Source organism: Caulobacter sp. FW305-C-30-S16, from assembly GCF_058783025.1.
In genome coordinates, this window is sequence record NZ_JBYSYH010000002.1 from 146,878 (window position 1) to 166,440 (window position 19,563).

A 19,563-nucleotide genomic window follows, 5' to 3' on the forward strand; every position below is an offset into this window, starting at 1 on the left:
ATAGGTGTTTTTAGACAGCCTCGACGCACATCGCCACGCCCATGCCGCCGCCGACGCAGAGGGTCGCGGCGCCCTTCTTCGCGCCGGACCGCTTCATTTCGTGGAGCAGGGTGGTGAGGATGCGCGCGCCCGAGGCGCCGATGGGGTGGCCGATGGCGATCGCGCCGCCGTTGACGTTGGTCTTCGCCGGGTCGAGGCCCAGCTCGCGCACCACCGACAGCGACTGTGCGGCGAAGGCTTCGTTGGATTCGACGAGGTCGAGGTCGCTGACCGACCAGCCGGCCTTGTCGAGGGCCTTCTTCATCGCCGGGATCGGACCCGTGCCCATGATTTCCGGCTCGACGCCGGCGCTGGCCCAGCTGGCGATGCGGGCGAGCGGGGTCAGGCCGCGCTTCTTCGCCTCATCGGCGCTCATCAGCACAAGGGCGGCGGCGCCGTCGTTGAGGCCCGAGGCGTTGGCGGCGGTGACCGTGCCGTCCTTGGTGAAGGCCGGGCGCAGGCCGGACATGCTTTCGTAGGTCGCGCCGTGGCGGATGTATTCGTCCTGGTCGACGACCGTGTCGCCCTTGCGGCCCTTGATGGTCACCGGCGCGATCTCGCCGGCGAACTTGCCGGCCTTCTGCGCCGCTTCGGCCTTGTTCTGCGAGGCGACGGCGAAGCGGTCCTGGTCTTCGCGGGTGATCTGCCAGCGGACGGCGATGTTCTCGGCTGTCTGACCCATGTGGTAGCCGTGGAACGCGTCCCACAGGCCGTCCTTGATCATGGTGTCGACGAAGCCCAGGTCGCCCATCTTCTGCCCGTTGCGGATGTTGGCCGCGTGCGGCGACTGGCTCATGCTCTCCTGGCCGCCGACGACCACGATGCTGACCGATCCGTCGGCGATCTGCTGGGCGCCCAGGGCCACCGCGCGCAGGCCGGAGCCGCACAGCTGGTTCAGGCTCCAGGCCGGGCTTTCGGCGGGGATGCCGGCGTTCATCGCGGCCTGACGGGCGGGGCCCTGACCGGCGCCGGCCTGCAGCACCTGGCCCATGATCACTTCATCGACGTCCGAAGCGGCGATGCCGGCGCGCTCAACCGCGGCCTGGATGGCGATCTTGCCCAGCTCGTGCGCGGGCAAACTCGAAAGGGCCCCGTTGAACGACCCGACGGGCGTGCGGGCAGCCGAAACGATTACGATGTCGGTCATGGAAGTTTCTCCGTCGTTCCCTGCGCGGCGTCCCGGCGGATACGAGCCCGGAGCGCTCATTTTTCGTTGTGCGGCCGCACCTTGCATAAACAGACGCAGTTCGTCGACTGTTCGTTTTGCAGTGCAATATGCTGCGCAGCAAAACGGCCCTTCCGTCATGCCTTTGCATCCGCGATAGTGCGGTGCGAAAAGGCGCGGGAAAGCGCTCTTCAGGGAATGGAAATGTCCGAGAAGCCCCAGTCCGGCGAAAATGCCGCCGGAGAGAAAAACAGCGCCGATCGCGTCGTCATCAAGAAATACGCGAACCGTCGCCTCTACAACACGGCGTCCAGTTCGTACGTCACGCTCGAGCACCTGTCGGACATGGTGAAGGAGGGCGTCGACTTCGTCGTCTATGACGCGAAGACCGGTGAGGACATCACCCGCCCCGTCCTGACCCAGATCATCTTCGAGGAAGAGAACCGCGGCGGCGGCCAGAATCTGCTGCCGATCCAGTTCCTGCGCCAGCTGATCGGCTTCTACGGCGGCCAGATGCAGGCGTTCGTGCCGAGCTTCCTGGAGATGAGCCTGGCCAACTTCGCCAAGCAGCAGGAACAGTTCCGCAGCCAGTTCGGGGCGATGACCCCGGGCGCCGGCCTGACCGGATCCGGTCTGGGCGCCTATGAGGAGCAGGTGCGCCAGAACATGGCCCTGTTCGACCGGGCGATGAAGATGTTCTCGCCCTTCGGCGGCTACGGCAATCGCAGCGAAGAGGGCGAGGCCGCGGCGAAGGCCGCCGAGACGCCCGCCGCCAGCGGCGACGAGGCCCTGACCGACCTGAAGCGGCAGATGGCCGCCATGCAGGCCCAGCTGGAAAAGCTCGCCTCCAAGGGCTGACCACTTGTTTACGATCCCGGGGTTAGGCTGGGCCCATGACCGGCTCCGTCGATCCCGTCCGTCCGTTTGAACGCCGCCAGACCCGCCGCCGGGTGGCGGACGCCGGACCGGCGCACGCGTCTGACGGCGGCGCCAACCTGCCGGCGATCATCGAGGGCGAGCACGCCGAGGAGATCGCCGACCCCGCGCCGACCGAAGGGTTTTCTACCTTCGCCGCCCAGATGTACGGCCAGACCGGACAGAAGCGCGGCCTGCGTGGCGGCCAGCCCGTCATCGACCAGGCCCGCGCGGCCTATCTCGAGACGGAGTACTCCGGCCCCGACGACCGCCGCCCGCCCAAGGGGCTGTTGAAGAAGACCGAGATCTGATCGCCGAGATCCCCGCGCTAGCCCTTCAGCCGCGCAATCTCCGCCTCCAGCGCCGCCACCCGACGTTCCAGCGCCGCGATTCGGGACAGCGGATCGGCGCCCGGCGTCGGCGTTGAAACACCCGCCCGGTTCGCCACCTCCGCGCCGCTGACGCCCAGCAACTCGGCAAAGGCCGCGACCTGTGCGGCAGAAAGCTCCCGCTGGTCCTTCCAGACGAGAGCCAGTTCGGCCTCGGTGAGTCCCACCACGGCCGCGAGCACGGCGCGCGACAGGTTCCGCTCGGCCAGACGGGCCTCAAACCAGGACTGATCGAAGAACAGGGCCATGCGGACTCGAACTGGCGCGGGTCTTGCTTAACCGGAGGTGAATCGAACCCCGGAGTCGCCCGTGACCCTCTTCGCCATCCGCCTGCTGGACGTCGCCGTCGTGACCATCATCTTCACCGTCCTGACCTGACGGTCAGTGAGCGCCGTCGATGCCGCCCGCCAGATCGATATCGCGACGGGCTGCGACGATGGTCACGATGAACCCGGCCAGCACATCCAGCAGGACCATCACGGTCAGCAGGAAAAAGGTCGAGGTGGCGAAGGCCGGGGCGAGCAGGAACTCGACCAGGCAGATGATGAACAGGATCATCGACAGCGAGTGGTTGATGATCGCGATCCGCCGGCTGGTGGTCGATTTCAGCAGTTCGATGAACAGCACCACAAGGGCGCCGGCGAGCAGCAGGTCCGACAGACTGACCGGCCATGGCGCGCCCGAGGTCATGGCGACGGTGAACAGCGGTTCGGTGAACTTGCTGCTGGCGACCTGTGAGCCGAAGCCGCCCTGCAGGGTCAGCGCGACCAGATTGTAGACCAGGACTGGCAGCGCCAGCAGCGGGAACGCGGCGAACATGGGCATGATCTCCCCCAACCCGGATAACCCGGTTCGCAAGGGTTAACGCCTTTCGGCCCGGGGGTGAAGCGGGCTCGCCTTACTGGGGCGTGGCGGTGGGTTGCTCGGGCGCGTTCATGGCCGCTTCCTTCTCGGCGATGATCCGGTCGAGGCGATGAATCTTCACCTTCTGGTACTGTAGAAACGCCGTCAGTCCCGCGAAGACCAGGACAAGAGCGACAACTACGACAGGGTCAACCATAGCGCTCTCCTTCCGGCACGAAATAGAGCGCGCCGAACAGGCAGGCCAGCCCGAACGCCATAGCGATCACGTGACCGGGGCCAACAACCGTCCGCTGAACAAGCGGCTCGCCGAAGGCGAACCCCAAGGCGCCGTAGGCAAACGTCGTCAGCATCTGAACAGCAAGTTTGACTCGCTTGGCGCCGTAGACTCTCGTTCGCCGATCCAGTTCCGCGAAGACCATGCTCCACCTCTGGGTGGAACACAAACAGAACGCGTTATGGTTGTCAAACCTCGTCGGCGCCGCCCGGGTTGCGGGCGCGGGACTGGAGCCACATCACGCCTAGCAGGTCGCTGACCGAGGCCTTGAGTCGGCCGAAGTTGGTGTATTTCGAGACGCCCGTCTCGCGATGGCGGTGGTTCACCGGCTCAAAGCCGATCCGGTAGCCCTCGCGGATCATCAGCGCCGGCAGGTAGCGGTGGATGTGATCGAAGTACGGCAGGCGCAGGAAGGCCTCGCGGCGGAAGGCCTTCAGGCCGCAGCCGGTATCGGTCGCTCCGTCCTTAAGCAGCCAGTTGCGCACGCCATTGCCGAACCGCGAGGCGATCTTCTTGGCCGCGCTGTCCTGGCGTTTGACGCGTTCGCCGCCGATCATCGCCAGATCGTCCGGACCGGCCTGCAGCGCGAGCGCGAGGCGCGGCGCGTCCGCGGGGTCGTTCTGGCCGTCGCCGTCCAGCGTGATCACGATCGGCGCCCGCGCGGCCATGATGCCGGTGCGGATCGACCGGCTCTGCCCCGCATTCTTGCGGTGCGACAGCACCCGCAACATCGGCAGTTCGCCCTTCAGCTCGGTCAGCAGCGCAAGCGTATTGTCCCGGCTGGCGTCGTTGACGAACACCATCTCGAAGTTTGTGCCCTTGAAGGCTCCGGCGATTTCGCGGGCCAGGGCGGGCGCGGCGCCGCCCTCGTCGAAGACAGGCACGACGACGGAGAAGTCGGGCGTCGCGGACGCGGCCTTCGACACGCCCCTGGAGGCTGGGGCCGCCACGGCTTTCGCCGGGGCTTTCGGGGCGGCGGCGGTCTTGCGGCGCGCGGCGGGAGTCTTTTCGGTCATGCCCTTTCATAGCCGAAAAGACGGCGGAGGGGAGGATCGTGCTATCACAGGGTCCATGACGCTCGAATCCCGTCTCGACCAATGGAGCCGCGGCTGGCGCGGTCCGCTTCTGGCCGCGCTGATCGCGCTTGTCGCCGGCCTGCCCGGTGTGTTCGCCGTGCCGCCGCTGGACCGGGATGAATCCCGGTTCGCCCAGGCGACGGCCCAGATGCTCGAGACGGACGACTACGTCTCGATCAACTACCAGGACCAGCCGCGCGACAAGAAGCCGGTCGGCATCCACTGGCTGCAGGCGATCAGCGTCGCCGCCCTGTCGGATGCTTCCGACCGCGATATCTGGCCCTACCGGATCCCGTCGCTGCTGGGCGCGATGTTGGCCGCCGCGGCCTGCGCTTGGGGCGGGGCGGCGCTGTTCGGCGCCCGGGCCGGGCTGCTGGCCGGGGCCATGATGGGCGCGAGTTTCCTGCTCTCGACCGAGGCGGGAATCGCCAAGACCGACGCCGTGCAGGCCGGCGCCACGACCCTTGCGCTGGCGGCAATGGCGCGTATCTACCTGTCGCACAGGGGCGGACCGCCCGTCGGCTGGAAGACGCGGCTGCTGTTCTGGCTGGGCATCGGCGTGGCGGCCCTGGTCAAGGGACCGGTCGGTCCGCTCGTGGCCCTGCTGGCCGGGCTCGCGCTGTGGGCCTCCGAGCGCAGGATCGACTGGGCGAAGTCGCTGGGCTGGAGCTGGGGACCGCTGCTGGTTCTGGCGATCGTCGGGCCGTGGGCCTGGGCGATCACCGTGGCCAGCGACGGGGCCTTCTGGGGCGCCGCGATCGGCGGCGATCTGGCGCCCAAGCTGGTCGGCGGCCATGAGCGCCATGGCGGACTGTTCGGCTACCACGCCTTCCTCGCGCCGATGCTGACCTTCCCGGGCAGTTTGCTGCTGCCGGCGGGGCTGGCGCTGGGCTGGCAGGCCCGCAAGGAGCCGTCCGTCCGGTTCGCCCTTTGCTGGCTGATCCCGACCTGGCTGATGTTCGAACTGCTGCCGACCAAGCTGGCCCACTACAGCCTGCCGGCGCACGGGGCGCTGTTCATGCTGATGGCCGCCGCCCTGCGCGAGCCGCTGGGCCGGATCAGCCGGATCGCCGGCGTGGTCACGCTGGGCTTCGCCAGTCTGGTCTTCGCGGCCGTCTGCGTCGCGGGCATGGCCGAGTACGGCGACGACAGCGACCTGACATGGGGTGCGATCACCATCGGTCTGTTCGTCGCCACGGCGATCACCGGCGGGGTGCTGGTCTTCCGCCGGGCCGCAGGGACGGCGCTGGCCGCGGCCGGCGTGCTCGGCGTCCTGGCCCACGCGGCCTTCTTCGGTCAGCTGGCCCCGCGCCTGGAGCCCCTGTGGCTGTCACAGCGGCTGGCGATGGCGATGGACAGTACGGGCCTGGCGCCCCGCGCCGGCGTCGTGCCGGGGCCGGTGGAAGTGGCCGGCTATGCCGAACCCAGCCTGGTCTTCGCGCTGGGCACGGACACCGGGCTGGGTGGACCGGCCGAGGCGGCGAAGGCCATCGCCGAGGGCCGGCCGGCCCTCGTGGAGAAGCGGGAGCAGGCCGCCTTCCTCGCCGCCCTGAAGGCCGCCGGCTTGTCGCCGCGACCCGCCGGGGCCATCTCCGGTATCGACTATTCCAACGGCGACGACATGACCCTGACCCTCTATCGCGGCGAGCCGCAGGCCGGGCAGCCGATCAGCCAGGAGGCCCCATGAGCCGTTTCATCGACATCGTCGAGGTCGGCGCCCGCGACGGTCTGCAGAACGAGAAGACCGTCCTGGACGTCGGCCAGAAGCTGGAGCTGATCCGTCGGCTCGAAGCCGCCGGGGTGCGCCGCCAGGAGGTGGTCAGCTTCGTCAACCCGGCCCGCGTGCCGCAGATGGCCGGGGCCGAGGAGATGATGGCAGCCCTGCCGCACGACAACGCTCGCTCGCGGATCGGGCTGGTGCTGAACATGCGCGGCTGGGACCGCTGCCTGGCCGGCGCCTGCGACGAGGCCAATGTTGTGGTCTGCGCCAGCGACGGCTTCGGCATCCGCAACCAGGGCGCCTCGGTGAGCGAACAGATCGCCGCCATGGCCGCCATCGCCGCCCGCAAGCACGCCGAGGGCGGCCCGCCGATCACCGGCACGGTCTCGGTCGCCTTCGGCTGTCCGTTTGACGGCGAGATCAGCGAGGACCAGGTCGTGGCCATCGTGCGCGAGATGGTCGCCGCCGGGCTGGACGAGATCGCCCTGGCCGACACGATCGGGGTCGCCGACCCCTGGGTCGTGCGCAAGCGCGTCGAAGCGGTGCAGGCGGTGATCGGCGACATCCCGCTACGGATGCACTTCCACGACACCCGCAACACCGGCATCGCCAACGCCTTCGCCAGCGTCGAGGCCGGCGTGACCACCCTGGACGCCTCGGTCGGCGGGCTGGGCGGCTGCCCGTTCGCGCCGGCGGCGACCGGCAACATCGGCACCGAGGACCTGGCCTACATGCTGGACCGCGCGGGATTTGATACAGGGCTGGATATTCCCGCCCTGATCGACACGGCCCAGTGGGTCGGCGGCCTGATCGGCAAGGCCCCTGCGTCGTCCGTGTCGCGCGCGGGGCTGTTTCCGAAGGTCGGGTAGCGTGCCCCACCTGCTCTGCAAGCGCTGCCGCCGGCCCCTGACCCGCGACTGCCGCTGGGCAGGGCAGGAGGACTACAACCGATTGGCCGAGGTCGAGGCCGCCGCGGTTGCGCCCGGGGCGATGGTCAGGCTCGAGGACGAGGACAGGGTCGTCGTAACCGGTCCTGGCGGGGCCGTCGGGACAAAGCTCTATTCTCCGGCGGGGTCCATCGCGACCAATCCCGGCGATCTCGCTCCGGAGGCGCTCAGGTCGGCGGGCATAGATAACGGATGCTGCGGCTCCGACGGTCTGGATGGTCCAAACCGCGCCTGCGTCTGCGGGCTGAGGGTCGCCACGCAGTGGAGCGATTGCTGGACCCAGGCGGAGATCCGCTTTCTGCCGGGCGCCGTGATCATTCAGGACTAGCGGGTCCCGGGTTCTCCCCGGAGCAATGCAAACGGCAGGCGAAGGGCTACGCCACCAGCGCTTCCGCTTCCCGCAGGTCCACACTCACCAGCTGGCTCACGCCCCGCTCGGCCATCGTCACCCCGAACAGGCGTTCCATGCGGCTCATGGTCACCGGGTTGTGGGTGATGCAGATGAAGCGGGTCTGGGTGCGGTTGCGCATTTCGTCGAGCATCGAGCAGAAGCGGTCGACGTTGGCGTCGTCGAGCGGGGCGTCGACTTCGTCGAGCACGCAGATCGGCGAGGGGTTGGCCAGGAACACGCCGAAGATCAGCGCCGAGGCCGTCAGGGCCTGCTCGCCGCCGCTCATCAGGCTCATGGTCGACAGCCGCTTGCCCGGCGGGCAGGCGAAGATCTCCAGGCCGGCCTCCAGCGGGTCGTCGGACTCGATGAGGCGCAACTCGGCCTCGCCGCCGCCGAACAGGGCCTGGAAGAGCGCCTGGAAGTGGCCGTTGATGATCTCGAACGCGGCCAGCAGGCGGGCGCGGCCCTCGGCGTTCAGTTCCTCGATGCCTTCGCGCAGCTTGGCCACCGCGCCCGTCAGGTCGGCGCGCTCGGTCTTGAGGACCAGCACGCGGGCGCCCTGCTCGTTGGCCTCTTCCTCGGCGCGCAGGTTGACCAGGCCGATGGCGTCACGGTCGCGCTCCAGGGCGTAGAGGTGGGCCTCGACCCCGCCGGCGTCGCCGGGGATGGCGATGGCTTCGTCGGCGATGCGACGCCCGAGCTCCTCGGGCTCCACCTTCGCCGACTCGCGGATGTTGCCGGCGATCTCGCCGAAACGTTCGCGGGCGGCGTCGAGGCGGGCGGCGAGGCCGGCGCGCTGTTCACGGGCCTCGGCGGCGGCGGCGTCCGCGGCGCGGGCCGCGCGGTCGGCGGCGGCGCGGGCGGTCTCGCCCTGTTCGAGCGCGTCGCTGGACTTGGCGCGGCGGGCCTCGGCGGCGGCGTATTCGTCAAGCAGGCGGGTGGTGCGGACTTCCAGCGTGCGCGGCGCTTCACGGGCGGCCAGCAGGGCGGCGTCGGTCTGCTGCCGGGCCTCGATCAGGCCATCCGTGCGCTTGCGGGCGGCCGTCTGGCGGCGGGCCCAGTCATCACGGTCGCGCTGCAACGTTTCCAGCCGGCGGGCGCGGCCGTCGCGTTCGCGGGTCTCGATGTCGACGGCGGCGCGGGCCTGAGACGCGGCCTCCCGCGCGACGGCGGCGGCTGCGCGGGCGGCGTCCAGCATCGGCGACAGGTTCTCGGCCGAGCCGTCCTCGGAGGCGTCAGCGCGCGCAGCGGCAAGCGCGGTCTCGGCCTCGATCCGCTCGGCGTCGAAGCGGGCGATGGTCTCGTCGAGCGACTGGGCGCGCGCGTCGCGGCGGGTCGCTTCGTTGGTGAGCCTCTCGACCGTGTCGCGGGCGGTGGCGAGGGCGCGTTCAGCGTCCTGCGGCGCGCGGCGTTTGTCGCGCAGGGCGTCCTCGGCGGCGCGGAAGCGGAGCTGGGCGGCCTTCAGCGTCGCCGCGGCGTCTTCAGCGGCGGGCGTGAGGGTCTCGATCTCGGCCTCGACCTCGGCCATACGGGTGCGCTGTTCCAGCCGGATCGCGGCCGGGCGCGGGGCCTCCGAGCGGGCGGTGAACCCGTCCCAGCGCCACAGGTCGCCCTCGCGGGACACCAGACGGGCTCCGGCGGGGAGGGCTTTGCTGAGGCGCTCGCCGTCCTTGCGCTCGACCAGGGCGGTGAAGGCCAGGCGCGCTGCCAGTTCCGGCGGGGCCTTGATCAGCGGGGCCAGCGGCGTCGCGCCGTCCGGCCATTTCGGGCCGTCTGCGTCCCGGCCGCCCCAGTAGGAGGGGGCCTTGGCGTCGAGCGCGGCTTCCAGATCATCGCCCAGGGCGGCGGCGAGGGCGGCCTCGTAGCCGCGGTCAGGCGTGACGCGGTCGAGCGCCGGGGCGAAGCCTGACTTGCCGCGGGGCGCGGACAGCTGAGCCAGGCCCCGGGCCTCGGTCTTGAGGCGGCCGAGCTTGTCTTCCAGCTGACGGGCGGCGTCGCGGGCGGCGCCTTCGGCGCGGGCGGCGTCGGAGCGTTCGGCCTCGGCCGTCTCCAGCGCCGCGCGGGCGGCGGCGAGGGCGGCGGTGGCCGCGTCGAAGGCGGCGGTCGCCTCGGCGGCGCGCGGGTCGGTGGTCGGGCCGATGGCGGCGCGGTCGGCGCGGGCCTGGTCGAGCGCGCGGACCGTGCGGTTCAGGCGGCTCTCGGCGTCGGCGACCCTGGCGCGGGCGGCGTTGCGGCGGGCTTCATCGGCGGCGACCCCGGCGGCGAGGTTCTCGACCTCCCGGTCGGCTGTGGCGCGGGCCTCCTCGGCGGCCTTCAGGATCGCCTGCAGTTCGGGCAGGCGGGAGGGGGCAGACTTCACTTCCGACTCGACGACCATGAGTTCGGTGGCCAGCCGTTCCAGCGCCACGCCGGCGTCCTCGACGATCTGGCTCTCGCGGGCGGAGTCGGTGTCGATGCGGGCCAGCTCGTTGGTCAGGCGCTCGACCTCGGCGGCGGCGGTTTCGTGCTCGCGCTCCAGCCGGTCCTTGTCGATGGCCAGGCGGTTGAGGATGGCGGCGGCGACCGTCTCCTCCTCGCGCAGGGGGCGGATCGCCTCCTCGGCCTTCTGGGCCTCGGTCGTGGCGATGGCGGCGGCGCGGGCGGTGTCCTCGACGAGGCGGCCGGAGTTGGTCGACTCCTCCTCGACGCGCAGCAGGGTGTCGCGGGCCTCGGTCCAGCGGGCGAACATGACGGCGCCCTGGACCGCGCGGATCTCGGCCGACAGCTTCTTGTAGCGCTCGGCCTGACGGGCCTCGCGGCGCAGGCGGGCCAGTGAGGCGTCCAGCTCGCGGATGACGTCGTCGAGCCGGTTGAGGTTGGTTTCCGCGGCGCGCAGGCGCAGCTCGGCTTCGTGGCGACGGGTGTGAAGACCGCTGACGCCGCCGGCTTCCTCGAGGATGCGGCGGCGGTTCTGCGGCTTGGCGGCGATCAGTTCGCTGATCTGGCCCTGACGGACCAGGGCCGGGGAGTTGGCGCCCGTCGAGGCGTCGGCGAACAGCAACTGGACGTCGCGGGCGCGGACCTCGCGGCCGTTGACCCGGTAGGTCGAGCCCTCGCCCCGGTCGATGCGGCGGACCACCTCGATCACGGCATGCTGGTTGAACTGCGCCGGGGCGGTGTGGTCGTTGTTGTCGATCGTCAGGGTGACTTCGGCGTGGTTACGGGCGGGGCGGGACCCCGCGCCGTTGAAGATCACCTCGTCCATGCCGCCGGCCCGCATGGCCTTGGCGGAGTTGGCGCCCATCACCCATCGCAGCGCTTCCAGCAGGTTCGACTTGCCGCATCCGTTCGGCCCGACGATGCCCGTGAGTCCGGGCTCGATCCGGAACTCGGTCGGATCGACGAAGGACTTGAACCCGGAAAGGCGCAGCCGCTGGAAGTGCACGGGCCGGTGGGACCTTCCCTACTTCTTCACTTTGGCCAGGGCCTTGGCGTAGGCCGCGTCGACTTCGGCCAGGGTCATCTCGCCCTTGTCGTACTTGTCGCCGTTGAAGAAGAAGGTCGGGGTGCCCTCGATCTTGGCTTCCTTGGCATACTTCTGCCAACGGTCGTTGAAGGCCGCGAGGGCCTTCTCGTCGCTGACGCATTTGACGAACTGCTCTTCGTTCATGCCCGCCGTCTCGGCGATGCGCAGGAGCGGGCCGCGGATGTCGCCTGTGGTGAAGATCTCTTCCTGGGCATGGAACACCGCCTGGACGGTGGTGAAGTACTTGTCCTTGCCCGAGCAGCGGGCGAGCAGGGCGCCGGCGGCGGCCAGTTCCTGCGGCGGGGTCGCGAACTCGCGGAACACGTACCGGACCTTGCCGGTGTCGATGTACTTGGCCTTGAACGCCGGGAAGACGGTCTTTTCCCAGACGGCGCAGTGGCTGCAGGCCAGCGAGGCGTATTCGATGACCGTAACCGGCGCGTCGGCCTTGCCGAGGCTCATGTCGTCACTGGTGACGCCACCGCCGCCGGCGCCGCCACAGGCGGCCAGCGTCAGGGTGGCGATGGCCGCGGCGGCGGCGAGGATGGAGCGGCGAGCGATGCTGCGCATGGCGGGATGTCCCCTTGAGTCCGAACGGTGATTAGAGCCCGATTCCACAGGCTGTAAGAAGGCGGCGTTTGTTTGGCGCAACAGCCCGGCGGGCCGGCGGTTGTCAACTGGTCCGGCCGCGCAGGGTTTCGCGGCCGAGGCGGATCAGGGCGTCGCGCAGCGGGCCCTCCGGCTGGTCGGCGAGGCCTTCGGACAGCGTCTGTTCGGCGGCGGCGTCGAGCGGTCCTTTCGGCCGACGCCGGGGCGCCTGCGGCCGGGCATGGGCGCGCACGGCGCCCTGGATGATGCGCAGCTTCGTCACCGAGCCCTCGCCGAGGATCAGGCTGACGCGTTGCAGGATTTCCGGGGCCTGGTGCTGGACGATGGCGGCGGCGGGGCCGGCGACGCGCAGTTCGAGCGTGCCGGGCGCGTTGCCGCGCGCCTTGATCAGCTTCACCGGCTCGGTGTGGCGCGCCAGCGTCTCGCCGACGATTTCCTTCCACTTCAGCTGCAGCTGGCCGGGGCCCTGGCCGAACCGTTCTTCCAGCGCCTTGAGCACCGGGCCGAGCGCCCGGCCGGCGGGCGGCGCAGGGCGCGGCATGGGCTTGCTCCGCCGGCGCGAGAGGATCTCGGCGGTCTCTTGTGCGGTCGGTAGCGGGCGGCGGGGCGGCATGGGTCTACCTTAACTGTCATCCCGGCCGGAGCGAAGCGCAGAGCCGGGACCCGGATTCGGCCCGGATTCAATCCAGGTCCCGGATAGCCGCTTCGCGGCTTCCGGGATGACAGTTAGGTAGGGCCTATGGATCGCTCGAAACTCCGCGCCGCGCTGCTGGCCTGGTACGACGCCAGCGCCCGTGATCTGCCGTGGCGCGTGGCGCCGGGGCGGACGCCGCGCGCCGATCCCTATCGGGTCTGGCTGTCGGAGGTGATGCTGCAGCAGACCACCGTGCCGCATGCGACGCCTTACTTCCTCAGCTTCACCCGGCGCTGGCCGACGGTCGGCGACCTGGCGGCCGAGGCGGACGGGGAGGTGATGGCCGCCTGGGCGGGGCTCGGCTACTACGCCCGCGCCCGCAACCTGCTGGCCTGCGCCCGGGCCGTGGCGGCCGATCATGGCGGGGTGTTTCCCGATACGGAGGAGGGCCTGCGCGCCTTGCCGGGGGTGGGCGCCTATACCGCCGCCGCCGTGGCCGCGATCGCCTTTGACGGTGAGGCCAATGTCGTCGACGGCAATGTCGAGCGGGTCATGGCCCGGCTGTTCGCCGTTGAGGCGCCGATGCCGAACAGCAAGCCGGAGCTGAAACGGCTGGCCGGTTCGCTGGTCACGGATGACCGCCCCGGCGACTGGGCCCAGGCGCTGATGGACCTCGGCGCGACGGTCTGTCGGCCCAAGGCGCCGCTGTGCGACCAGTGCCCGGTGTCGGGGTTCTGCGCGGCGTTCGCGCGAGGCGACCAGGAGACCTTCCCCCGCAAGACGAAGAAGGCCGACCGGCCGCGGCGGTTCGGCGTGGCGTATCTGCTGACGCGGGAAGGCGAGGTGGCGCTGGTGCGGCGGCCGCCGAAGGGGCTGCTCGGGGGGATGCTGAGCCTGCCGACCAGCGACTGGCGCTCAACGCCGTGGGGCGATGATGAAGCCGTCGTTGCCTCGCCAGTACCGGCGGCCTGGCATGACGTCGGCGAGATCGAGCACGTGTTTACGCACTTCTCCCTGACCCTGCGGGTGTTCCGCGCGGAGGGCTTGATGGACGCGGAGTGGACCGCGCGCGAAGGCCTGGGCGCGTTGCCGAGCGTGTTCCTGAAGGCGGCGCGGCAAGGGTTGGCGTAGCCAGGGGACATGTACCGCAGGTACGTGTCCCCTAAACCGTGTCCGCTCGATTGGGGGAAACGTACCTGCGGTACATGTCCCCTGCGACCTAGGCCGCCATTTCCGCCCGCACCTTGCTGCGCAGCACGTCGATGGGCGCCAGGCCCTTGTCCGATTTGAAGTGCCAGTAGGTCCAGCCGTTGCAGGCGGGCTGGGACTGGATCATCGCGCCGACCTTGTGGATCGAGCCGGTCAGGTCGCCGATGGCCAGCGAGCCGTCGGCGCGGACCTTGGCCGAGCTCTTGCCTTTCGGGCACCAGACGGTGTCGCCGGGGCGCAGCAGGCCGGCCTCGACGATCTGGCCGAACGGCACGCGGGGCTCGGACTTCTTGCTGCCCATGACGTCCAGATCGGCGGGCGCGATCGGGATGACCTTGCGGATGCGCTCCTTGGCGTGGGCGATGTACTCGCTCTCGCGCTCGATGCCGATGAACCGGCGGCCCAGCCGCTTGGCCGCCGCGCCCGTGGTGCCGACGCCGAAGAACGGGTCGAGGATCACGTCGCCGGGGCGTGTCGAGGTCAGGATCACGCGGTAGAGCAGGGCTTCGGGCTTCTGGGTCGGGTGGGCCTTGTGGCCGTCGCTGCCCTTGATCCGCTCCTCGCCCGTGCACAGCGGCAGGGTCCAGTCGGAGCGCATCTGGACTTCGTCATTGGCCATCTTCATGGCGTCATAGTTGAAGGTGTAGCGCTTGGCGCCGCGGCTCTTGGCCGCCCAGATCAGCGTCTCGTGGGCGTTGGCGAAGCGGGTGCCCTTGAAGTTCGGCATCGGGTTGGACTTGCGCCAGACCACGTCGTTGAGGATCCAGAAGCCGAGATCCTGCAGCACCGTGCCGACGCGGAAGATGTTGTGATAGCTGCCGATGACCCACAGGGCGCCGTCGTCCTTCAGGACGCGCTGGCACTCGGCCATCCAGGCCTTGGTGAAGTCGTCATAGGCCTTGAAGCTGGCGAACTGGTCCCAGTGGTCGTCGACCGCATCGACCTTGGAATTGTCCGGCCGCAGCAGGTCGCCGCCGAGCTGGAGGTTGTAGGGCGGGTCGGCGAAGACCAGGTCCACCGACTTGTCGGGCAGTTTGCGCAGCTGCTCGATGCAGTCGCCCTGGATAATCGTTTCCGCGCCGAACGCCATTTTTCGTACAAGCCCCTGAACCCGAGAGAGTCCAAGGAATCTGGGGGCGTTACGGTTAAGGGGGCGTTCGCTGACGTGGTTAGCGAGGCGTTAAAACGCAGCCCTGTCGGAACTTGCCGCGCTTGTTCGTCCTGTGATCAGGTCATGCGCAAAGGAGGCTCCGATGCCCTATGTCGATGGATTTGTGCTCGCGGTTCCGAAGGACAAGCTGGACGCCTACCGGGCGATGGCGAAGCTGGGCGGCGAGGTCTGGATGGAGTTCGGCGCGCTCAGCTACGTCGAGTGCTTCGCTGACGATGTGCCCTACGGCGAGCTGACGTCCTTCCCGCGCGCGGTGCAGGCGACCGACGACGAGGTCGTGGTCTTCTCCTGGATCACCTACGAGTCCCGCGAGAAGCGCGACGAGATCAACGCCAAAATCATGACCGACCCCCGGCTGCAACAGTGGCAGTCCGACATGCCCTTTGACGGCCGGCGCATGATCTACGGCGGGTTCCAGAGCTTCATGGCGTTGTAGCGAAAGCCCCCTCCCGCAGGGAGAGGGACGCCTTCACAGCGCGCGCTTGTAGAGCGCCAGCAATTCCGCCCAGGCCTTCTCGGCGGCGGGCTCGTTGTAGACAGGGCTGCCGGGCACGCACCAGCCGTGGTTCGCGCCGACGTAGACCTCGATCTTCGCGGTGCGGCCGGCCGCGTCCATGGCGACCTTGAGCTTGTCCTTGATCGTCAGGTCCTGCTTGTCGTCGTTGTCGGCCACGGCGACCAGGAACTCGGCCGTGGTTTTCGTCAGCAGCAGATGCGGGCTGGTCGGCTGGTCGGTATAGAGGCCCCCGCCGTGGAAGCTGGCCACGCCGCCGATGCGGGCGGGGACCGCCGCGGCCGTGCGGAACGACAGCGGCCCACCCATGCAATAGCCCTGCACCCCGACCTTCTTCTTGCGGTTGGTCTGCGGCTGGGCGTCGAGGAAGCCGACGTAGGCGACGGCGTCCCGATCGATGCCATCGGGCGTCAGGCTGGCGCGCAGCGGGCCGAGCTTGGCGCGGTCCTCGGGCTTGTTGAAGTCGAAGCTGCCCTCGATCACCGGCGAGCGCTTGACCCGATAGTAGGGGTTCGGGACCAGCACGACATAGCCTTCGCCGGCCAGCCGCCGGCCCATGTCGCGGAAGGCCTGGCGCAGGCCGACGACGTCGGTCCACAGCAGCACGGCGGGCCAGTTGCCCTTGCCCTGCGGATAGTAGAGCGCCGCGTCGGCGACGCCGTCGGCGGTCTTCACATCGACCTCCTTCTCGACCACCGGGACGCCGGCGCGGGCCGATCCGGCGGCGCCGGCGGCGGCCACGGTCATCAGGCCGAAGGTCCGGCGGGAGACGGCGGGGTTCACGATCAGGCCGGGGTGGATGTCGTCGTCACACATGGCGGTCGCTCTCTCGGGAGGGGATCGGTCGGGGCCGAAGATAGACGCTTAACGCGTGACGGGAAGGACCGGGTCTCGACTACCGTTGCGGAAGGGCTGAAACCTGTCGGCAAGGTGCGCCCGCAGACGCGCCGCAAGGATCGGAGACGCCATGCCCAGCCCGCTCGCCCCTCTCGACGACAGCCGCACCAGCCCGTTCTACGAGCCGCACCACAAGGCCTGGCGCGACACGCTCCGGCGCTGGGTCGAGGCGGAGATCATGCCGTTCGTCAACGACTGGGACGAGGCCGGCGAGTTTCCGCGCGAGCTGTACAAAAAGGCCTCCGATGTCGGGCTGCTGCGGCTGGGCTGGCCGGAGGAGTACGGCGGGGTGGCCACCGATCCCTTCATGTCCATCGTCACCAGCCAGGAGATGTCCCGCCACGGCGCCGGCGGGGTCAACGCCAGCCTGATGAGCCACGGCATCGGCCTGCCGCCGATCCGGCGTCTCGGCAGCCAGGAGATGAAGGACCGGATCATCCCGCAGGTCCTCTCCGGCGAGAAGATCTCGGCCCTGGCGATCACCGAACCGACCGGCGGCTCGGACGTCGCCAACCTGAAGACCACCGCCCGGCGCGAGGGCGACGAGTACGTCGTCAACGGCAGCAAGATGTACATCACCAGCGGCATGCGGGCGGACTTCTACACCGTCGCCGTCCGCACCGGCGGGGAGGGCGCCGGCGGCGTCTCCCTGTTGCTGATCGAGCGCGAGCGGGAGGGCTTCAGCCGCCAGCCGCTGAAGAAGCAGGGCTGGTGGGCGTCCGATACGGCGCAGCTGTTTTTCGACGACGTCCGCGTTCCGGCGGACAATCTGATCGGCCAGGAGAACATGGGCTTCTCCGGCATCATGCAGAACTTCAACGGCGAGCGGATCGGCATGACCGCCGGGGCGATCGGCTTCTCGCGGGTCTGCCTTGAGGACGCCATCGACTGGGCCCGCGAGCGCAAGACGTTCGGCAAGCGGCTCGCCGACCACCAGGTGATCCGCCACAAGCTGGCCGACATGTACAAGCGCATCAACGCGACCCAAGCCTGGCTCGAGACCCTGGCCTGGCGGATCCAGAACGGCGAGTCGCCGATCGCCGAGATCGCCCTGCTCAAGGTCCAGGCCACAGAGACCATGGAATACTGCGCCCGCGAGGCGATGCAGATCATGGGCGGCGCGGGCTACATGCGCGGCAGCCGCGTGGAACGGATCTATCGCGAGGTGCGCGTCAACGCGATCGGCGGCGGCAGCGAGGAGATCATGCGGGACCTCGCGGCAAGGCAGATGGGAATCTAGGGCGGCGGCGTGGGCGCGCGCTTCAGCGCCTGCCCTCGCGCCGCTCCGCTGACACCTGCCCTTTGGCCCTCAGGACATCAGGGCGAGTCCGCCGTGAGGAACCGGGAAGGCTGGCCACCCCCGCGTTACGCGTCCTCGAACATCGACTTCAGGGCGCCCCAGCTCATGCGGTGGATCGGCGTGGGGCCCAGCCGTTTCAGCGCCGCCATATGGGTCGGCGCGCCATAGCCCTTGTGGCCGGCAAAGCCGTAGCCCGGATAGACCGCGTCCATCTCGACCATCAGGCGGTCCCGCGCCGTCTTGGCGAGGATCGAGGCGGCGGCGATCGACAGGCTGAGCCCGTCGCCGCCGACCACGGCCCGGATCTCGCAGGGCAGCTTGAATTTGTAGTTGCCGTCGATCAGGGCGAAGGCCGGCGCGACGCCGAGGCCCTCGACCGCCCGGCGCATGGCCAGGCCCGTGGCGTGCAGGATGTTGAGCTCGGCGATCTCCTCCACGCTGGCGAAGGCGACGCAGAAGGCCACCGCCGACTGGCGGATCTCGGCGTCCAGCGCCTCGCGAACCTTCGCGGTCAGCTTCTTGGAGTCGTTGAGCCCCGATGGGATCCGGTCATGGTCGAGGATCACGGCCGCGGCGCAGACCGGCCCGGCCAGCGGCCCGCGCCCGGCCTCGTCCACGCCGCAGACGGGCGAGGGGCAGGTCAGTTCGAGCCTCAGGTCGGGCAGGGCGCTCATGGCCGCGTGAGACGGCTCACGGGCTCGCGCCGGAAGCAGTCGCCGATGTGGTCGTTGACCATGCCGGTCGCCTGCATGAAGGCGTAGACGATCACCGGCCCGACGAACTTGAAGCCCTTCTTCTTGAGCGCCTTCGCCATGGCTTCGGCCTCGGGCGTCTTCACCGGCACTGACTTCATGTCCGGCCAGTGGTTCTGGATCGGCTCGCCGCCGACGAAGTCCCAGAGGAATTGCGAGAAGTCCTCGCCGTTGTCGCGCATCTCCAGCCAGATCTTCGCCCCGCCGATGGCCGCATCGATCTTGGCGTTGGAGCGGACGATGCCGGCGTCGGCCATCAGCCGCGCCCGGTCCGCCTCGCCGTATAGGGCGACCTTCTCCGGATCGAAATTGTCGAACGCCGCGCGGAAGGCTTCGCGCTTGCGCAGGATGGTGATCCAGGCGAGCCCGGCCTGGAATCCGTCCAGCACCAGCTTTTCCCACAGGGCGCGGGAGTCGTACTCCGGCACGCCCCACTCCTCGTCATGGTAGGCGAGATAGAGGGCGTCGGTGGTCCCGGGCCAGGCGCAGCGAGTCGGCGTATCGGTCATGTGAGGGTTGTAGCGCGGGACGCCCGGCTGCGCATTCGCCGCGCGGCGCGGCCGCCGATTTCGCCTGCCAGCCGAATGGGAGACAAAGCGTCTCGAAAACCGTGTTCAATCGACTATGCTTAGCGCGGATTGGGGACGGGGCGTCCAGATGAGCGGGTTCAGGCCGGTATTTGGTGCGGCGGCGGGTCTTCTGACCGCGCTGGTCTGCGCTGGCGTGGCCCTGGCCAACAGCGCTGATGACTGCCCGCCCAATCCCGAGCCCGGCAAGTGCTACGAGAAGGTGCTGGTCCCGGAGCATGTCGAGACCTCGGTCGAGCCTGGCGGCTATGGCCGCACGATGACTCGTCGGGTCCCGCAGGTGTTCGAATGGCGGGTCGTGGCCTGCGGCTACGGGGATACCCCGGCCTTTGAGGCCGCAGCATCACGAAAGCCCGTGGCCTATGCGCCGCCCGCCGAGACCTATCGGTCGCCGGAGGTGCGCGTCGCCACCAATGAGCAGGTGGTTCTGGCCGTGCAGACGGCGCTCGGACGTGGGGGCTATTACGACGGGCCGTGCGACGGGGTGCTGACGTCACAGACCGAATACAGCCTCGCGCGCTTCCAGCATGACCGCCGTCTGCCCGCCGGCTGGACCGTCGGCACGCTGCAGGCGCTGGGCGTCGAGCTTCCCTGATCCGGCAGAG

General features: G+C 69.5%; 22 protein-coding genes. 9 read left to right on the forward strand and 13 right to left on the reverse strand.

All coding sequences use genetic code 11. The annotated features are described in order from the left end of the window. Positions 1-10: 10 nt before the first annotated feature. Positions 11-1,186, reverse strand: coding sequence for an acetyl-CoA C-acetyltransferase (locus AC3WJT_RS07730; RefSeq protein ID WP_492342526.1), 1,176 nt, complete (start codon positions 1,184-1,186; stop codon positions 11-13). 222 nt (positions 1,187-1,408) lie between these two features. Here AC3WJT_RS07730 and phaR point away from each other — a divergent pair, with 222 nt between their 5' ends. Then, the gene (gene phaR / locus AC3WJT_RS07735) at positions 1,409-2,062 is read left to right on the forward strand and encodes a polyhydroxyalkanoate synthesis repressor PhaR (protein ID WP_492342527.1); all 654 of its coding nucleotides are present in this window, start codon (positions 1,409-1,411) and stop codon (positions 2,060-2,062) included. A 35-nt stretch (positions 2,063-2,097) separates the two neighbouring features. Beyond that, on the forward strand, positions 2,098-2,430 hold the full coding sequence (locus tag AC3WJT_RS07740; RefSeq protein WP_492342528.1) for a hypothetical protein: 333 nt from the start codon (positions 2,098-2,100) through the stop codon (positions 2,428-2,430). 17 nt (positions 2,431-2,447) lie between these two features. Here AC3WJT_RS07740 and AC3WJT_RS07745 read toward each other — a convergent pair whose 3' ends face one another. From AC3WJT_RS07745 to AC3WJT_RS07765, 5 genes are all read right to left on the reverse strand, one after another. Next, positions 2,448-2,756 carry a DNA-binding protein gene (locus AC3WJT_RS07745; RefSeq protein ID WP_492342529.1) on the reverse strand — a complete coding sequence of 103 codons (309 nt, stop codon included), beginning with the start codon at positions 2,754-2,756 and terminating at the stop codon, positions 2,448-2,450. Positions 2,757-2,889: 133 nt separating this feature from the next. Continuing rightward, on the reverse strand, positions 2,890-3,327 hold the full coding sequence (locus AC3WJT_RS07750; protein ID WP_492342530.1) for a hypothetical protein: 438 nt from the start codon (positions 3,325-3,327) through the stop codon (positions 2,890-2,892). Between the two features lie 79 nt (positions 3,328-3,406). Then, a complete protein-coding gene (locus AC3WJT_RS07755) occupies positions 3,407-3,568 on the reverse strand; it encodes a hypothetical protein (protein WP_492342531.1) in 162 nt (53 codons plus the stop codon). Continuing rightward, the gene (locus tag AC3WJT_RS07760; RefSeq protein ID WP_492342532.1) at positions 3,561-3,791 is read right to left on the reverse strand and encodes a hypothetical protein; all 231 of its coding nucleotides are present in this window, start codon (positions 3,789-3,791) and stop codon (positions 3,561-3,563) included. The genes AC3WJT_RS07755 and AC3WJT_RS07760 overlap by 8 nt, the downstream gene beginning before the upstream one ends. 43 nt (positions 3,792-3,834) lie before the next feature. Beyond that, positions 3,835-4,662 carry a glycosyltransferase family 2 protein gene (locus AC3WJT_RS07765; RefSeq protein WP_492342533.1) on the reverse strand — a complete coding sequence of 276 codons (828 nt, stop codon included), beginning with the start codon at positions 4,660-4,662 and terminating at the stop codon, positions 3,835-3,837. Positions 4,663-4,717: 55 nt separating this feature from the next. Between AC3WJT_RS07765 and AC3WJT_RS07770 the strand changes: the two genes are divergently transcribed. Genes AC3WJT_RS07770 through AC3WJT_RS07780 form a run of 3 tightly spaced genes read left to right on the forward strand, consistent with a single transcriptional unit; the run spans position 4,718 to position 7,717 of the window. After that, positions 4,718-6,409 (forward strand): ArnT family glycosyltransferase, encoded by a 1,692-nt coding sequence (locus tag AC3WJT_RS07770; protein ID WP_492342534.1) that lies wholly within the window; start codon positions 4,718-4,720, stop codon positions 6,407-6,409. Further along, positions 6,406-7,311, forward strand: a complete 906-nt coding sequence (locus AC3WJT_RS07775; RefSeq protein ID WP_492342535.1) for a hydroxymethylglutaryl-CoA lyase — start codon at positions 6,406-6,408, stop codon at positions 7,309-7,311. The genes AC3WJT_RS07770 and AC3WJT_RS07775 overlap by 4 nt, the downstream gene beginning before the upstream one ends. Position 7,312: 1 nt before the next feature. Then, complete coding sequence (locus tag AC3WJT_RS07780) at positions 7,313-7,717, forward strand: hypothetical protein (RefSeq protein WP_492342536.1); 405 nt, start codon at positions 7,313-7,315, stop codon at positions 7,715-7,717. Between the two features lie 46 nt (positions 7,718-7,763). On the opposite strand, the gene smc is transcribed toward AC3WJT_RS07780, so the two are convergent. The 3 genes from smc to AC3WJT_RS07795 all read right to left on the reverse strand — a co-directional run bounded on the left by smc (position 7,764) and on the right by AC3WJT_RS07795 (position 12,435). After that, on the reverse strand, positions 7,764-11,204 hold the full coding sequence (smc, locus tag AC3WJT_RS07785; RefSeq protein ID WP_492342537.1) for a chromosome segregation protein SMC: 3,441 nt from the start codon (positions 11,202-11,204) through the stop codon (positions 7,764-7,766). An 18-nt stretch (positions 11,205-11,222) separates the two neighbouring features. Then, the gene (locus AC3WJT_RS07790) at positions 11,223-11,855 is read right to left on the reverse strand and encodes a thioredoxin domain-containing protein (RefSeq protein ID WP_492342538.1); all 633 of its coding nucleotides are present in this window, start codon (positions 11,853-11,855) and stop codon (positions 11,223-11,225) included. Between the two features lie 103 nt (positions 11,856-11,958). Next, on the reverse strand, positions 11,959-12,435 hold the full coding sequence (locus tag AC3WJT_RS07795) for a DUF721 domain-containing protein (RefSeq protein WP_492342539.1): 477 nt from the start codon (positions 12,433-12,435) through the stop codon (positions 11,959-11,961). Between the two features lie 198 nt (positions 12,436-12,633). Here AC3WJT_RS07795 and mutY point away from each other — a divergent pair, with 198 nt between their 5' ends. Beyond that, on the forward strand, positions 12,634-13,659 hold the full coding sequence (gene mutY / locus AC3WJT_RS07800) for an A/G-specific adenine glycosylase (protein WP_492342540.1): 1,026 nt from the start codon (positions 12,634-12,636) through the stop codon (positions 13,657-13,659). Between the two features lie 88 nt (positions 13,660-13,747). On the opposite strand, the gene AC3WJT_RS07805 is transcribed toward mutY, so the two are convergent. After that, on the reverse strand, positions 13,748-14,827 hold the full coding sequence (locus AC3WJT_RS07805) for a site-specific DNA-methyltransferase (protein ID WP_492342541.1): 1,080 nt from the start codon (positions 14,825-14,827) through the stop codon (positions 13,748-13,750). A 163-nt stretch (positions 14,828-14,990) separates the two neighbouring features. Between AC3WJT_RS07805 and AC3WJT_RS07810 the strand changes: the two genes are divergently transcribed. Next, positions 14,991-15,344 carry a DUF1428 domain-containing protein gene (locus AC3WJT_RS07810; protein ID WP_492342542.1) on the forward strand — a complete coding sequence of 118 codons (354 nt, stop codon included), beginning with the start codon at positions 14,991-14,993 and terminating at the stop codon, positions 15,342-15,344. A gap of 33 nt (positions 15,345-15,377) precedes the next feature. Here AC3WJT_RS07810 and AC3WJT_RS07815 read toward each other — a convergent pair whose 3' ends face one another. After that, positions 15,378-16,238, reverse strand: a complete 861-nt coding sequence (locus tag AC3WJT_RS07815) for a dienelactone hydrolase family protein (RefSeq protein ID WP_492342543.1) — start codon at positions 16,236-16,238, stop codon at positions 15,378-15,380. Positions 16,239-16,389: 151 nt separating this feature from the next. Between AC3WJT_RS07815 and AC3WJT_RS07820 the strand changes: the two genes are divergently transcribed. Next, positions 16,390-17,559 carry an acyl-CoA dehydrogenase family protein gene (locus AC3WJT_RS07820; protein WP_492342544.1) on the forward strand — a complete coding sequence of 390 codons (1,170 nt, stop codon included), beginning with the start codon at positions 16,390-16,392 and terminating at the stop codon, positions 17,557-17,559. Positions 17,560-17,684: 125 nt separating this feature from the next. On the opposite strand, the gene rnhB is transcribed toward AC3WJT_RS07820, so the two are convergent. Next, positions 17,685-18,293 carry a ribonuclease HII gene (gene rnhB, locus AC3WJT_RS07825; RefSeq protein ID WP_492342545.1) on the reverse strand — a complete coding sequence of 203 codons (609 nt, stop codon included), beginning with the start codon at positions 18,291-18,293 and terminating at the stop codon, positions 17,685-17,687. Beyond that, a complete protein-coding gene (locus AC3WJT_RS07830; RefSeq protein WP_492342546.1) occupies positions 18,290-18,880 on the reverse strand; it encodes a DNA-3-methyladenine glycosylase I in 591 nt (196 codons plus the stop codon). Before AC3WJT_RS07830 ends, rnhB begins: the two co-directional genes overlap by 4 nt. Positions 18,881-19,028: 148 nt before the next feature. On the opposite strand from AC3WJT_RS07830, the gene AC3WJT_RS07835 reads away from it, so the two are divergent. Further along, on the forward strand, positions 19,029-19,553 hold the full coding sequence (locus tag AC3WJT_RS07835) for a peptidoglycan-binding domain-containing protein (RefSeq protein ID WP_492342547.1): 525 nt from the start codon (positions 19,029-19,031) through the stop codon (positions 19,551-19,553). Positions 19,554-19,563: the final 10 nt, after the last annotated feature.